The 15,533-nt window shown below is 58.9% G+C and carries 11 protein-coding genes; 2 read left to right on the forward strand and 9 right to left on the reverse strand.

Annotated features, from left to right (window positions below; genetic code table 11):
* The 5 genes from SMC7_RS05715 to galT all read right to left on the reverse strand — a co-directional run.
* On the reverse strand, positions 1 to 1,251 hold a 1,251-nt coding region (locus SMC7_RS05715; protein ID WP_207798729.1), incomplete at its 3' end, for a glycoside hydrolase family 57 protein.
* A 208-nt stretch (positions 1,252 to 1,459) separates the two neighbouring features.
* Entirely contained in the window at positions 1,460 to 2,758 is a 1,299-nt protein-coding gene (locus tag SMC7_RS05720; protein WP_119089395.1) for a glycoside hydrolase family 1 protein, read from the reverse strand.
* A 2-nt stretch (positions 2,759 to 2,760) separates the two neighbouring features.
* Positions 2,761 to 4,824 carry a glycoside hydrolase family 36 protein gene (locus tag SMC7_RS05725; RefSeq protein ID WP_165845178.1) on the reverse strand — a complete coding sequence of 688 codons (2,064 nt, stop codon included), beginning with the start codon at positions 4,822 to 4,824 and terminating at the stop codon, positions 2,761 to 2,763.
* Between the two features lies 1 nt (position 4,825).
* Positions 4,826 to 6,031 (reverse strand): galactokinase, encoded by a 1,206-nt coding sequence (locus SMC7_RS05730; protein ID WP_207798730.1) that lies wholly within the window; start codon positions 6,029 to 6,031, stop codon positions 4,826 to 4,828.
* Positions 5,995 to 6,984 (reverse strand): galactose-1-phosphate uridylyltransferase, encoded by a 990-nt coding sequence (galT, locus tag SMC7_RS05735; RefSeq protein ID WP_119089398.1) that lies wholly within the window; start codon positions 6,982 to 6,984, stop codon positions 5,995 to 5,997. The genes SMC7_RS05730 and galT overlap by 37 nt, the downstream gene beginning before the upstream one ends.
* Positions 6,985 to 7,155: 171 nt before the next feature.
* Between galT and galE the strand changes: the two genes are divergently transcribed.
* Positions 7,156 to 8,139: a UDP-glucose 4-epimerase GalE gene (gene galE / locus SMC7_RS05740; RefSeq protein WP_119089399.1), complete on the forward strand. Its 984-nt coding sequence runs from the start codon at positions 7,156 to 7,158 to the stop codon at positions 8,137 to 8,139.
* Positions 8,140 to 8,261: 122 nt separating this feature from the next.
* Positions 8,262 to 9,878 carry a Na/Pi cotransporter family protein gene (locus SMC7_RS05745; RefSeq protein ID WP_119089400.1) on the forward strand — a complete coding sequence of 539 codons (1,617 nt, stop codon included), beginning with the start codon at positions 8,262 to 8,264 and terminating at the stop codon, positions 9,876 to 9,878.
* An 81-nt stretch (positions 9,879 to 9,959) separates the two neighbouring features.
* On the opposite strand, the gene SMC7_RS05750 is transcribed toward SMC7_RS05745, so the two are convergent.
* The 4 genes from SMC7_RS05750 to SMC7_RS05765 form a co-directional block, all read right to left on the reverse strand.
* On the reverse strand, positions 9,960 to 10,700 hold the full coding sequence (locus tag SMC7_RS05750) for an SIR2 family NAD-dependent protein deacylase (RefSeq protein WP_119089401.1): 741 nt from the start codon (positions 10,698 to 10,700) through the stop codon (positions 9,960 to 9,962).
* An 85-nt stretch (positions 10,701 to 10,785) separates the two neighbouring features.
* Positions 10,786 to 11,655, reverse strand: coding sequence for a DUF72 domain-containing protein (locus tag SMC7_RS05755; RefSeq protein WP_126850738.1), 870 nt, complete (start codon positions 11,653 to 11,655; stop codon positions 10,786 to 10,788).
* Positions 11,652 to 12,437: an ATPase domain-containing protein gene (locus SMC7_RS05760; protein WP_165845179.1), complete on the reverse strand. Its 786-nt coding sequence runs from the start codon at positions 12,435 to 12,437 to the stop codon at positions 11,652 to 11,654. Before SMC7_RS05760 ends, SMC7_RS05755 begins: the two co-directional genes overlap by 4 nt.
* The gene (locus SMC7_RS05765; protein ID WP_119089404.1) at positions 12,418 to 15,516 is read right to left on the reverse strand and encodes a DNA polymerase III subunit alpha; all 3,099 of its coding nucleotides are present in this window, start codon (positions 15,514 to 15,516) and stop codon (positions 12,418 to 12,420) included. The genes SMC7_RS05760 and SMC7_RS05765 overlap by 20 nt, the downstream gene beginning before the upstream one ends.
* Between the last annotated feature and the right edge of the window lie 17 nt (positions 15,517 to 15,533).

The following is a 15,533-nucleotide window of genomic DNA, read 5'->3' on the forward strand; positions in this document are numbered from 1 at the left end:
GAAGTCCGGCATGGGCGTCGCGGGGTTGCGCTCGATGGCTTCCGCTACCGTGCTCAGGCGCACACCTGGCTCATCGGCAAGGGCAGCATACAGTGCTCTGAGAAACGGCGCTCCTCCCTCTGGGTAGAACTCCCATGCGTTCTCTCCATCCAGGATGATCGAGAGGACACCGGGTCTGTCGAGAGCATCGCGGATCGAGCGGACACTGTCCAGGAACTGCCCGACAGCATGTTCTTTTGTCAGGGAGGCATACCAGAAACCTATGGCGTCGGAGAGTCCCCTGTCTCGGAACACCATGGTGACTTCTCCCGCCCTGGTCTGTGCCCGGTAGGGGCGGTACAACACCCGATGCGGCTCGTCAGGGAGCTCCCGCAGCAGAATCTCCTCATCGGTGGCGGTCCAGGAGAAACCCGCGCGAGCGATCTCGGCCACAGCGTTCTGGGACACACTTCCCTCGGAGGGCCAGCACCCGCGCACTCGCTGGTGTAGCAGGTCTTCGACAGTCTTCTTGCCGAGCTCGAGCTGCATGAAGGCATCCTCAGGGTGGCGGAAACCAGGCTGTGGGAACGGAGTGTCCTGAACGGAGCGGGCGACGTCGGTGTCGATGAGGAGGGGGATGATAGGGTGTGCGAAGGGTGACGTCGCCAGTTCGACCTGGCCGGACGCGGCAAGCCTCGCCAACCTGGGAAGGAAGTTTCGCACAAGTTCCTGCTGAGCATTGACAAGGGCTGTGCGGTCCTCCTCGGTATAGTCACGGGATTTCGCCAGAAGTGTCCGATCCACCAGACCTGCCTGGAGGTCAGCGCTGCATGTCCAGGCAAGTATGAACTTGCACTGAAGGTCGCGCAGATCCTGTTCGGACCAGGAGTCGGGAGGCTCGTTCCTCAGACGGTACAGCTCTGTATAGCGGGCGTCGGGGTCGATGATGCGTTCACGGTTGACATCCAAAAACAGGGTGATCAGCCGCATTCGCTGGTCCATGCCTAGCTTTGTGACAGGGGTCGATGTCAGCTCAAGCCACTCGTCGCTGGACCTGCCATGCGCGTATGCGTCAAGCTGTGTCGCCAGGACCGGGGTGATGTTGATGGTGACGTGCACGGCAGGTTGTTCCTCCAGGAGCTCGAGCATCATCGCGTAGTTGCGTGCGCAGTGAAGCCGAGTCCACGGAAGCAGTGCTGTTCCCGACGTGAGATCCTGATACTGTGGCTGGTGGAAGTGCCACAGGAAGCATACAGAGAGCAACTCTGGCATGGTCAGGAGCGTCCGTGTCTCGTTCGGTTTCCGCCAGCTGCGTGTGTATCCTGTAGTATCGCAGCAGGCCACAAGGGCTGGCTTGCCCGGCGCTGAGCAGACATTCCGCGTGCTACACCTCGCGTCCGATGCTGGGGCGCGCAGGCGTATGCATATGAGATTGTCTGTCGGGATCCAATCATCAGGCTCATCGTGGAGGCTGGTCCTCTCAGGCAAGGTACTGCTGGATCATCTTCTCCGTGACGCCGCGATGTTTGGCGACGTCGGCATAGAACCATCCGCTGGTACGTACCGTCCTCTCCAGCGTGGAGTAGTCCACTGCGACGATACCGAATTTCGCGCTCAGGCCCTCGATCCACTCGAAGTTGTCCATCAGGGACCAGTGATAGTAGCGCTGTATATCGATACCGTCTTCGATGAGCCGGCTCACTTGGAGAAGGTGGTCGTAGATGTACCTGGTTCGAAAGGCGTCCTTGGTGTCGGCCGTGCCATTTTCGGTGATGAAGATGGGGGTATGGTAGCGGTCCCAATACTTCTTGCAGACACGATACAGCCCCTCAGGGTACAGCTCCCACCCAAGGTCGTTCTTCTGGCTGTCTTCGCGTACTTCAAGCCTGCCCAGCGGGTTCGCGGACTTGCCGGAACAGTCGACGATGTCGCGCGTATAGTAGTTGACGCCGAGGAAATCGAAGTAGCGACCCTCGCCAAGAGGGTATCCGCCGCCCAGCGGCGAGAGGAACCTTCCCTCGCACATCCCTGTGACAAAAAGCTCCTGGAAAAGCCTTTCGTACATGCCTGCCGCCCACCGTTCGCGACCGTTGCCATGTTTGGGATCGAACAGCCTGAGGTGATTGGCGACGCCAACCATCGTATCATTGTAGCCATTGGAGGCACGCACCTGATGGATCTTGCGATAGGACTTGATGTGTGCCGCGATCATGTTACGAGTGCCCCTGAAGTACTTGGTGATACTGATGTCGCTCGGCGGCCATCCACCCATGACGTATCCCGTCGCGAGGTAGACATTCGGCTCGTTGATGGTGCACCAGTCGCTCACGAGGTCGCCAAGGTTCTCGACGACATAAGCGGTATACCGCTCGAACAGATCGACTACGTCCGGGTTGACCCAGGCACCCGCGTCCTCGAGCCACAACGGGTTTGAGAAATGATGCAGCGTGACAAGAGGCCAGATTCCGGCGTTCACCAGTTGCTGTATCTCGAGACGATAGTGGCCCATGGCGTTCTTATCGAACTGCCCCCGCGCCGGCTCGATGCGGCTCCACTCCAGACTCATCCGATAGGTCTGCTGATGGAGCTGCTTCATGAGTGCAATGTCTTCAGTCACTCTGTTCCAGTGATCGTCAGCTACAATGCAGCTGCTGCCATCCTTGACATGACCGGTCTGAACCCAGCGATACCAGCTGTTGTTGCGATCACCACCCTCGATCTGCAGCGAAGCTGTCGCTGTGCCCAGCAGAAAACTCTCTGGCAATGCAAATGGTTCCATGGTCATACCTCCTTGTCTGGTGCTGCTGCCGTCAGTAGTATGCCTGAATCAACCGGCCGCGCAACTCGCGCCAGGGGCACTCGCAAGACCGTGTGAACGCCCTGCCGCTCTGGGGTTGCAGCTACCCCGTTCACGGTCCATCGAAGGGATACGTCAGGGACGCCGATCAGGGCTTCGCCATCGAGTCGGGCGGTGTCGAACCGCTGGAATGCTATGGAGGTTTCGTGGCACTCGAAGTGTGCGACATCGAGTCCCGGGAACAGATGGGTCGTCGTTCCAAGGAGTTCAACACTGTTCCCCTCTGCCTTTCGGAGGCAGGTCGAATCGAAGGGAAGGAGTTGCAGAGGCTCTCGTCCATCGATCAGGTGCCCATTGTAGTAGTATATACCTGGATCCAGGTTTATCGTGGCAGGCCGGGATCCCAGGTTGGCAGCGACGACGTATGTGGCGTTCTCTGCGTGCAAGGTCAAGCGCCATGCCTCGCCAAATGGTCTGGCCTCGTCGACGGTCTTCGCAGAGAACGGAAACTGTGAAAGATACTGCCTGAGCTGTGCATCTGTATAGGATGAGATGTCGTCTGATGTGAAGACGAGGCCCCCCATTGCCTCGTTCACAAGGAACAGTGTGCGGCGCTGTGCCTCCGTCAGGCTGTTTCCGGTGTCGCGGAGGATGGTGACGTCCGGATCGTTCCAGAAGGCCATTCCGTTCAGATGCCTTCGGCTGATCGTGTTTCGCAGCGCGCAGACTGTCGATACCCGCTCGCGGTAGTGAATCGTCGAGAGCAGGCGGTCCTCCCATTTCAGGGCGACATCTCCGCTGATTCGGCAGAAGTCGACCTGTCCAAATGCAGGGCCGAGTGGGACGCCACATCCCAGAATGAGGTTATCCCCGATGATGTCGCGCAGGAACTGCATGGATTCGGACATGACTTGGCCTCGCGTCTTGCCCTCAGGGGCTTTGCGACAGGCGGCGTACAGGAAGTCGAGCTTGACCAGGTCGAAGTGCCAGGTGTGCAGGACCAGGTTGAAGACATCGCGGAGATAGGAGCGAACGGCCGGGTTCGCCACATCAAGCGAGTAGAAGAAACCGCTCCAGCCCGGGTTGTAACCAGCCTTGACGGGGTTTCCGTGGTTCTCCTTAAGGAACCAGTCGGGATGCTCGCGCAGCAGGTCAGATGTCTCCTCGGCGATGAAGGGGGCCAGCCACAAGCCAGCCTTATAGCCACGCCCGTGGATTGCATCGGCCATAACCCCCATCCCGTCCGGGAACTTGGCGTTGGTTTTCAGCCAGTCGCCGACAGCATGTTGCCACCCGTCGTCGATCTGGAAGGCATCGAGAGGGACCTCGTGGTCGCTGAGAGCGTTGAGGTTGTGTCGGATGATTTCCTGTGTGATGCCCGTGTAGTAGTTGTACCAGCTTGTCCAGCCGGTCAGGGGTGGCGTCCGGAGGCGCCGGAGACCAAGGAGGTCGAAATAGCGGCCGAACGTCTCGCGGTCCGTTCCAGTTCCCACATACACGTCGTACAGGACATATGGTTCAGTTGGTGTGACACCTCCGCATTCCTTCTGGAGTGTGACCCTTCCTGCGGAGGCGGTGACCGTCACCAGCGTGAACCCTGTATGCTCGGCCAGTGAACCAAACAAGGTCAGAAGATCAGGTTCGGTCCGAACGTATCCATAGGTCCAGCCATGGAAACGCCCGGGAAAGCCGGGGTTCGTGACGTATTCGTAATCGCCGTACATGGAACACCGTGAGCGGGCCAGCCTGTTGAGCGAAGGGATACGATCCCTGGGTCCCATCTCACGTGATTCTGTCCACGTCTGGTAGCCATTCACGAAGACGCGGCTGGACGGTGGAACAGCAACGGGGACTCGCAGTTCTGCTGTAAGCAGCTTCACCGTGGTGCGAGGGGTCACGGTGATGGTCCAGTGCTCTCCGGGAGCAGTTGTACTTATGGTCGGCGCAATGACGAGGTCATCATTTTCCGCTGGCCCGTCCAGGTCGAAGTTCAAGGTCTTGACAACTGCCCCGCGACGATAGGTCAGTTTTCCCCTTACATTCTCCATTCTACCCCTTCCTGGTCGTTTCGTGGACACCATCAGCCGCGTGTGTCACATAGAATGCAGGTTCCAAACCAGTCGCTGCCAGGTAGGCGGATTGAACCAAAGCGGTGAAGTCTGGAATCTCGGCCTGCTCGACGAGCGCGATTGCACACCCTCCGAAACCGGCGCCCGTCATGCGGGCTCCCAGACATCCTGGAGTCTGAAGTGCCGCACTTACGATCGCATCGAGATGTGGTCCGGTCACTTCATAGTCATCTCGAAGCGACGCGTGAGACTCCGTAAGCAGTCTCCCGAATGCGGCCAGGTCGCCGGCTGCCAGCACGCGACAGGCCTGTTCCACCCGTACCTGCTCAGAGATGACATGACGTGCTCTTCGCCGTAGCACCGGGTCCGAAACGTGGCACAGTACATCGCTCCATAGAGCGTGGACAAGGCCGTTCCGGGGCGCGTCTGCCCCGAGAAGTTGAAGAACGGCATCGCACTCGGCTCTCCGTTCATTGTACTTCGAATCGGCCAGTCGCCGCTGTCTGGACGTGTTCATGATGACCAGAGCGTGTGCCCCCAGGGCAACAGGCACATAATGGTATTCCTGCGATTCGCAGTCGAGCAGCAGGGCGCAGTCCTCCTTGCCGAGCGCGACGGCGAACTGATCCATGATGCCGCAATTGACCCCGATAAACTGGTTCTCTGCCTTCTGGCAGAGCAGGGCGATGGCCCTGAGGTCGCTCGCGGGGGCTTTCGCGAGTGCGAGAAAGGAAAACGCGGTCAATACTTCCATGGCCGCAGAGGACGAAAGTCCGGCTCCCTGCGGGAGTGTCGTGGTGAACAAGACATCAGTTCCTTTCAGATCGACTCCTTGAAGAAAGAGCTCGCGGAGGACGCCCGCGGGATAGTTCCCCCAGCCACGGGCAGGGTCGGGTTCGATGGGTCGGTCGAGGTCGATCTCGACGGCCAGTGGGTCATCCGATGAGTGGAGTCTGACGAGATGGTCGGAGCGGAGCCGGCAGGCTGCCGCAATCCCTAGCGTGACCGCCGCGGGCATGACCAGACCGCCGTTGTAGTCGATGTGTTCTCCGATAAGATTTGCTCGGCCGGGAGCGAAAAAGGACCGGACCTCATGGTCCCCGGGACCGTAGAGGTGCACGAACTCCTGGGCAAGGAACGGAGGCATGCTCACGGTTTCACTATGGTCTGCTCGAATTTCCTGCATGCTGCCGCAAGAGCCGGTGCAGTGTCCTCCACGCGCAGAGGATTGCATGCTGCCCACGCGCCCATCTCTGAGGAGGCGTAGTATTTCACGGTTGTCTCGCCCCGGAGTGGAGGGTAGAACTCGATGTGAAAGTGATATGACTCCTCGCAGCCGACATCTTCCGGGCTGTTCACCGGTATCTGGTGAATGCACATCATGTATGGGAACCGCCGGGAGAACAAGAGGTCGAACCCTCCTGTGAGGGTCTTGAGCATGCGGGCGAGGTCCGTCCGTTCCGAGGGCGTGAAGTCGAGGAAGGATCCCTTGTGCGCACGGCTCGCGACAAAGACACCATATGGATAGTCGGTGAACGAAGGGATATACGCCACGAAACTCTCGTTCGCCAAGATGACGCGCCGGCCATCCGACACCTCGTCGCGGGTAAGGTCGCAGAACAGGCAGCTTCCATGTTCATCATGCCAGACACGTGCACTCTCCAACTCTGTCCGGATCTTCAACGGGACAAATGGATAGGCGTAGAGCTGTCCATGGGGGTGCCGCATAGTGACGCCGACTTCCTCGCCACGATTCTCGAAGGGAAAGATGTACTTGATGCGAGGATCGCTGGAGAGAATCCGTTGCCTCTCAGTCCAGAGTTCCACCAGACGCGTCAGATGCGTGACGCTCAGGTCGTGGAGACTGACATCGTGCTGCGGAGAGTACAGGATGACCTCGCACTTGCCATAGTTGGGCGCAACCGGCGATAGCTCTGATCCGACTGCGTCGGGTTCGTCGGGATCCGTCGTCAGTGCCGGGAAGTCATTGTCGTATTCAAGAACATCGTAGGTGGACGGGACGTTGCCCGATCCAGGGCAGAAAGGACAGCCATCGGTGCGCAGGTTGGGCCGTTCCTGCCTGTTGCCTGCCACCATCGTCCATGTGCGCAGAAGTGGATTCCATCGTAGTTCCGCCATCGTGGTCCTCCTGTCTCGCTACCGTGCCGCAGCACTGGCTTTTCATCATGCAGTATAGCCTAACGTCTTCATTGGTACAGGCCGGGCGATACTGTCTGCTTGTTCATGCAACCCGTGCAGGCTATACTAATATTATATAATCCAGTATGTGCTGAAGAGGTGGAGGGGATGATGAGTGGAACGGTTCTCGTGACTGGTGGTGCCGGCTACATTGGATCGCACACTGTACGGAAACTAGTACGCAACGACTATCAGGTCGCTGTGTTCGACAACCTTTCCAAAGGGCACCGCTGGGCCGTTCCACAGGATGTCCCGCTTATTGTCGGCGACATCGCGGACACGGCTCACGTCGCGATGACCATTCGGCAGTTCCACGTGACGAGCATCATCCACTTCGCAGCCTTCAGTCTTGTCGGCGAATCGATGATTGAGCCTCGCGCCTACTACACGAACAATGTGATCGGTACACTGCATCTTCTCGACGCCATGCGTGCAACCGGTGTAGACCGCATCGTCTTCTCCAGCTCGGCTGCTGTCTATGGAGAGCCGGCCAGCGTTCCAATAGGCGAGGACAGCGCTTTGGTGCCGACCAATGTCTATGGGCGCACCAAGGTAGTCATCGAGGGAATCCTGCATGACTACATGGTGGCATACGGGCTGCGTTCGGTCTCACTGCGATACTTCAACGCCGCCGGAGCCGATCCCAATGGCGGGATTGGCGAGGACCATGATCCGGAGACGCATCTGATACCTCTGGTGCTACAGGCTGCAGCCGGCCGGAGATCGTCGGTGACCGTGTTCGGAAACGATTACCCGACGGCTGACGGCACCTGCGTCCGGGACTACGTCCATGTGAATGATCTTGCAGATGCCCATGTTCTCGCCCTGGAGTCACTCGAGCGACAGACGGAGGCGATGTATAATCTGGGAAACGGTGAAGGATTCTCCGTGAGACAGATCATCGAGACTGCCCAGCGGATCGTGGGGCACGACATACCGATTCTTGAGGCAGGCCGGCGTGCGGGGGACCCTGCAGTGCTCATCGCCGGCAATCGGCGCGCATGCAGAGAACTGGGATGGACGCCTCAGTTGGCGGACCTCGATGCAATTGTGCGGACCGCCTGGAACTGGGAGCAGCATCGGCCGATCCGCTAGTCATGCATGACGATGATGTCCGGCTCCTTTCCATTTATTCTTTGACCGGCCCAGGTAATGCCGTAGAATACATAGACGGCAAGACGCCAGACCGACCCGAAAACTGATCCTCGGAGGCACGAATGCGTGGCCAGTACGTCTCGTTAGCCATGAACCTCGTCATTGGGCTGTCCTTTTTCCTGTATGGTATGAAACTCCTTGGGGACGGGCTTCAGAAAGCGGCCGGGGACTCTCTCAGACGCATCCTGCAGGCTCTCACGAACAAACCAATTCGTGGAGTGCTGGTCGGTATGGTGGTCACGGGCATCATCCAGAGTAGCGGAGCCACTACCGTCATGGTCGTTGGGTTTGCCAACGCTGGGCTGATGACGCTGAGGCAGGCCATGGGTGTCATCTTCGGTGCCAACATCGGCACGACCATTACAGCCCAGATCATCGTGCTCAAGCTGGACAAGCTTGTGTGGCTCTTCATGCTGGTCGGCGTTATGATGGAGTTCTTTGTCAAGCGCAAGACCAGCAAGGCTGTCGGCGAGGCCATCCTCGGCTTCGGCATCCTGTTCTTCGGCCTCTACTTCATGGCGGACACCCTCGCGCCGCTCAAGGACAGTCAGGCCTTCATCAACTTCCTGGTACGGTTTGGTCAGGTTCCCATCCTGGGCGTCGCGGCTGGAGCCGTGTTCACGGCGCTCATCCAGAGTTCGTCGGTGAGTACCAGCCTCGTCGTGGCCCTGGCGATGAAAGGAATGATCACGCTGCCGTCGTCTATCGCCCTGATCCTGGGAGCCAACATCGGGACGACCGTGACTGCGGGGCTTGCAAGTATCGGTGCTAACATTACCAGCAGACGAGCGGCACTCACACACTTCCTCTTCAACTTCATAGGCACGGTCATTATGTTCCCATTCCTCAAACCGTTTGCCAAGCTCGTGGAACTGACGGCAGTATCTCTGCCACATCAGGTGGCCAACGCGCACACGATGTTCAACGTGATCATGACCATCATTGCCCTGATTTTCATCAACCCGTTCGAGAAGCTGGTTATGCAGCTTCTGCCGTCCAAGGAGAAGGAGGTCGAAACACGGATCGTCCAGTTTATCGACGAGCGAGTACTTGCGACGCCGTCCGTGGCCCTCTCCCAGGCGACGCAGGAGCTCTACCGTATGGGCCGTATTGCATATGAGATGGTGGACAACTGTAGAATCGCCCTCTTCGAGAACCGCATGAACCTCCTCGAGAACGTACTCGGCAACGAGGAACTGGTGAACTCCATGCAGAAGGAGATCACCGGGTATCTCACGAAGATCACCGAACACGACCTCTCCGAGGCACAGGGCACGCGTGTCATGGCCCTGATGCATGCAGTCAATGACATCGAACGCGTTGGCGACCACGCCACCAACCTCGTCGAACTCATCCAGATCAAGGACGACAAGAGGCTGAAGTTCAACAATGGTACACAGGACGATCTGAAGGCTGAGTTTGCCCATGTCCTTGCGACACTGGATGAGGCCATGACAGCGTTGCGCGACTATGACTCCGAGCGGGCCAAGCACGTGAAGGAGATGGAGGACCGCTGCGACCTGATGACGAAGGAATGCATGTTCCGCAATATCTCCAGGCTGAACGCGCATGAGGTGGATCCGCAGGTCGGTGTCATCGTCGTGGATCTGTTCACGAACCTTGAGCGCATCTCAGACCACTCCGACAACATAGCGGACGTCGTCCTGGGCGTGTACTAGGCGTCCTTCGTTCAGGTGTACGGTGAGCCCCTGCCTTGCAGGCGGGGGCTTCTCATTTCGAGAGGGCTCGCGTCGACTGTGTCACAAACTCGGAGAGAGTATGCTCCTGACTTCAGCGAACACTTCGTCGATGTTGCGCTCAATGGATTCCATACCTCGAACGACCTCGCCCATCGTCCCGCGGTTGATAGATACGACTGGGCCGCTGCTGAACTGTGGCAGCATTGCGGCAGGATAGACGGTCAGCGACGTTCCAATGGCCAGAAACAAGTCTGCATGGCGAGCTTCCGATTCCGCTTCATCCATGCCTTGAACTGCCTCGCCGTAGAAGACGATATCCGGCTTGATCACGCCATTACAGCAGTCGCAATGGGGAACCTCCTCAGCGAGAATCTTATGTTTGAGTTTGTCATACGAGTAGCCGTGTCCGCACCCTCTGCAATGCCCCCGCTGAAAGCTGCCGTGGACCTCGATGACATTCCTGCTGCCCGCTTTCTGGTGCAATCCGTCGATGTTCTGGGTGATCACAGACTGGAGCAGGCCTTGCTGCTCGAGTTCGGCCAGGAATACATGGGTCTGTGTCGGCTGGACACGGTCGACCGTCGTCAGGAAGTCACGGGCGAATGCGAAGAAGATGCGGGGATCTGTGTCGAACCAGTCGATGTCGAAGGTCTTCTCGGGATCATACCGGTGGGTCACGTAGAGCCCGTTCGGCCCTCGGAAGTCTGGGATGCCTGCTGCCGTCGAGATCCCTGCGCCGGTCAGCGCAACGATGTGATGCGACTTTTGGATGAGTCCTGCCAGTTTCTGTGTATTCATCATGGTTTTCTTCCTCGCTGCTGCGATGTACAAGACGGAGCCGTTCGGTCCCGGCCTCTGACGTATATGCTACAGTATAGCGTGATGGCTACGTCCGGTTCTGTTCCGGGAACAATAACATTGCCTGCAGGTCTCTTGCGTTCTGCACCGCCTGACCCCGGTGGCAGTTGTTGGTCATGATGAACATCAGCGGAGCACTTGCAGCCATGGTGCGGATGGACGGAAGCATCTGCTCCAGCTCCTCCTTCGAGTAGAGGTAGTCATACCGGAGCTCTCTGCTCGCGCCGAACCAGTTTGGATTGCGTCCGTGCAGCCGGAGATAGGCAACGTCGCTGGTGACGGCCGGGACCAGGGGCAGGAGATTGCGCAATTGCGGCTCGTCGACGGCGACATAGCCGAGGTGTTCCTGCCGGAGGAACGTCAGGGCATCTCCGTTGTGCCAGCTTTGGTCACGGAACTCGATAGACAGAGGCAGTCGGGGCAGCAGGTCGCGGGTCGTCAAGAGGAACCTTCGGTTTTCCGGAGTATCTCGGAACCATGGCGGATACTGGAGGACAACAGTTCCCAGGCGGCCTGCGTCAGCCATCGGTGTCACTGCTTCCCAGAACGCAGTAAACGCAGGTGCCAGGGCGGCGGCGTTCTTGAGTCCCGAGGCCAGGTCAGGGAACGCAGGACGCCCCGGAGCGGCCGGCTTCGTCGCGTTCCATACTTCGTGCGTCATGCTTCGATGTGCCTTCACGGTGAAGAGAAAACCGGGCGGTGTCTTCTGAATGAGGGCCTCAATCAGAGAAATGGCAGGCATGTGGTAGAAGCTGCTGTCCAGCTCGACCGCGTTGAAGCCGAGCGTGCGGGCGTAGTAGACAAGATAGAGCGAGGGGCGCAGGTTGGGAGGGTAGATGACACCTTTCCAGTCAGGGAACGAATATCCACACGTGCCGATACGTATCTCTGCATTCATGGCCACGGTTCCTCCTCGGGCTGCTCTGCCACCATCGCCGGCGGTTCCTCTGTCAGTGTACCGTCCGCTAGCGAATAGTACAGAAGGGCCTCGCGCTCAGGTGGTGCAAGTTTGTTCTTGACCACGCGTACCCGCACCGCAAAAGAAGATGGGTCTCCTTCGTCCATGGCCAGCTGTTCCTGCGTCGTTTTCAGACGCAATGAGGCGAAACTGCGCAAGGCGCCTCCGCCAATGGAAGCAACCGATGCAGGAACAGCCATCAGGTAGCTTCGACTGAGAAAAAGCATGACACAGTGTCGACGCGCGACCAACGTCGTGAGCTTGCGCAGTGTGCGTCCGACCATCTCGGCGCGTGCCATGTTGAACGGCATGCCTACAGGCCGGCGTGACGGATTCATGACGATCGCTGAATCCATGACCAGCAAGTCGATGTCGGCCCGTTCCAGAAGTATGGCGGCCATGTCTACAGCGTCTTCCGCTGTATGTGGTTCAAGCAGCAGAATGTCCCGTGCCGATGGACCAGGGTCCAGTGGCAGTTTGGCCGTCAGGCTGTGTTCCAGATCTATCCAGACGACGGTCAGTCCCAGAGCGGCCGTATTCAGGCAACAAGCCAGTGCAAGAGCCGACTTTCCGGAACTGGCTGTTCCGAACAGTTCCGTGATACGTCCACGCGGATAGCCGCCAATGCCGGTGATGTGATCTATTGCAGGAATACCGCTCCCAAGAACTGTTGTGGGCGCGGTGAACTGTCGGTGAACGATTTCAAGCACATTCCCGGCCAAGGGGGACCTCCTCGACGCCGGGGATGAACCGCAACCCCTCCAGCCGCTTGACGAGTACTGTGGGGCTACCCTCGGTATTCTGAAGTTCGCCGTACAGGCGCATCATGCGGTTCTGCTTGAGCGCCGCCGCGTACCTGCGCTGCGCATCCTCGAACATGACGGCTTCCACCATGCCGTCTTCGTCCTCCAGCGTGATGAAGAAAACGCGTTTTCCGGACTTGGTGGGTGGAGTCTGGATGCGAACGACGACTCCACGTACCCATACGTTGGACCCATGTGGCCATGTGCGCAGCTGAGTACTGCGCAGGGCGGGCGCTCGTGCCTGCACGGGCGTGGGTGCGTCCATGACGTCTGCGGTGGCCAGGTCGAGCAGGACGGCCAGGCTTGCTGATACCGGATAACCGATACCTGCTATCTCCCCCAGGATGACACGTAACTGCAGGTGGGGACTGACATTCATGATGCGTTCGATCTCATCGGGGTCCAGCCCAAGGTCGGTCGCGACCGCCACGGGCGTGCCAAGGTCATCGAAAGCTCCGGCCAGCACCAGGCGCTGCAGGGTTCGCCGGTTGGCCCGTGTCCGGTCCCTGAAGTCGATCACTGAATCGAAGGGTCGTTTCTCCCGCGCGGTCATGATGGAGATCGCGTCCTTTGCGGACAGCGTGCTGAACAGGTTCAGCCCGAGCCGCACTGTCATGCCATGTGCGGTCGTCCGGATCATGCTGCGCGTCACCAGGGGTTTCTCGATCAGAACATGACAGCGGCGTGCTTCGTCCAGCAGGATGAATGGGGGGTAGAACCCCACAGGCATCGCATTGAGCAGCCCTGCAGTGTACTGGGCCGGCCAGTGCGTTTTGAGGTAAGCGGTGCGATATGCCAGCAATCCAAATGAAGCAGCGTGCCCCTTGTTGAATCCGTAGCTGGCGAAGCTCTTGAGCTGGTCGTAGATACGCTGAGCTGTTTCTGGGTCGGTACCTTTGGTGGCAGCGCGTTCCAGAAAGATCCTCTCGAATCGGGCCAGTTCTGCCTTGGGTGTGTGCTCCGTCATGGTGCGCCGCAGAACGTCTGCTTCAGAGAGAGACAGGTCTGCAACGGTATTGGCGACCTGCAGGACCTGTTCCTGGAAGACGATGACGCCATATGTCTCTTTCAGGACCGGCTCCAGGCGTGGGTCTTCGAACGTCATCGGAACCTTGCCGTTTCTCCTGGCCAGGTACAACTTGTCCATGTTCATTGCCATGGGGCCGGGGCGAAACAGCGAAACATTAGCCATGATATCGGTGTAGCAGACGGGCTGCAACTTGAGCAGCAGGTTGCGCATGCCTGGCGATTCAAGCTGGAAAACACCCAGCGTGCGAGCTTCACGCAGCAGGCGATAGGTCGGCTGGTCGTCCATGGGGATGGTCGACAGGCTGATGTCTGTACCTGTTTCGGCCCGGACCATCGCGGTTGCGTCCACTGCGGCGGACAGGGTGCGCAATCCCAGCAGATCCATCTTGACCAGGCCCAGACGCTCGACGTCGTCCTTGTCATACTGCGTCATGAGATAACCAGTACCTGATGGTTCGAGGGGGACCAGGTCAGTGAGAGGGAAGGGGGCTATGATCAACCCCGCCAGGTGGGTAGACAGCGTGCGGGGTAGCCCCATGATGCGCTCGGCCAGGGATATCCAGCGTTCGATGCTCCCATAGGGGAACGTGGCCAGCTCGGGCAGCCTGGCGATGACCTCGCTGATGCGGCGGTGACTGTACCAGGGCAGAAGCCGGGTAGCATCGTCGACTTCTTCTTTGCTGTACCCCAATGCTTTGCCTACGTCGCGAAAAGCACCGCGGATATTATACGTGTTCACGTTGGCTACGCGGCAAACCCTGTCCTCACCATATACGGCAAACAATTCGGACACGACCTCGTCCCGGCGCAATGCGTCGAAATCGATATCCACGTCGGGCAGGCTCTTGCGCCCCTCGTTGAGGAACCGCTCAAACAGCAGGTTGCACTGGATGGGATCGACCTGCGTGGCATCGATGCAGTAGCAGATGATGGAATTGGTTCCTGAGCCACGCCCGGAGTAGGCGACTCCTTTGCGCCGTGCTATTTCGATGATGTCACGTACGATGAGAAAGTACTCATCCATATGCAGGTGCCGGATGATGCTCAGTTCGTGCTCGATGCGCTCCTCCACGGCTGTGGTGACGATGCCGTACTTTTCCCAGGCGCCGGTATAGACGATATCGCGGAGACTGCGTGTCGCCGTTAGTACCGAGCTGGGAGTCTTGAACCCGTCCAGAGGCAGTTCCACCTGGCATTCCGCCGCGACGTGTCCGCTGGCGGCCAGTGCCTCGGGCCAGTCTGCGAACAGTTCTTGCATCTCGTCTGCTCCCCTGAACCAGTTCTCGGCGTTGACGTGGGACTGCCTGCTGCGGGCGTCGACATCTTCCAGCGAACCAATGGCCAGCAGCATCTCGCGTACCTCTGCATCGACGCGGTGCAGATGAGTAACGCCGCCGGTGGCGCAGGCGGGCACACCGGTTTCATCGGATAATTGGCGCATGCGGTACAGCAGGCGTGTGGAGTCGGCAAACATGGGGTTCTGAACGTCGAGATACAGGCTGTTCTGGAAGAGCGCACGCATCTCCTGCAGCAGGCGACGTGCCTTGCGTGGATAGCGTGTCGACAGAGACTGGTAGAGCAGGCTCTCGGGACTGCCATACAACGCGACCAGGTGGCCGGCGTACGGAGCCAGCTGCTCAAGAGTCAGGCCCGGATGGGCGCGACCATGAGCCTGGGCACAGGTCACCAGACGACAAAGGTTGCGATATCCCTCCAGATCGCGGGCCAGGACGACGACGTAATCGTCTGGCTCATCGCTGAGCAGTGTCAGTTCGCTGCCAAAAACAGGAGTGACTCCAGCCGAACGCACCGCATGGTCGAAGCGGATGGCGCCGGCCAGGGTATTGCTGTCGGTGATGGCACAGGATGAGTAGCATAGTTCGCGACTGCGTTGTGCCAGACCTTCGATACGGATGGGGCTCTCATGAAAGCTGAAACCCGTGTGAAGGTGCAGATGGACAAAGGACATGCCGGGCCGCTCATAGT

The sequence above is a fragment of the Candidatus Cryosericum terrychapinii genome, assembly GCF_003570925.1.
Classification (GTDB): Bacteria; Caldisericota; Caldisericia; order Cryosericales; family Cryosericaceae; genus Cryosericum; species Cryosericum terrychapinii.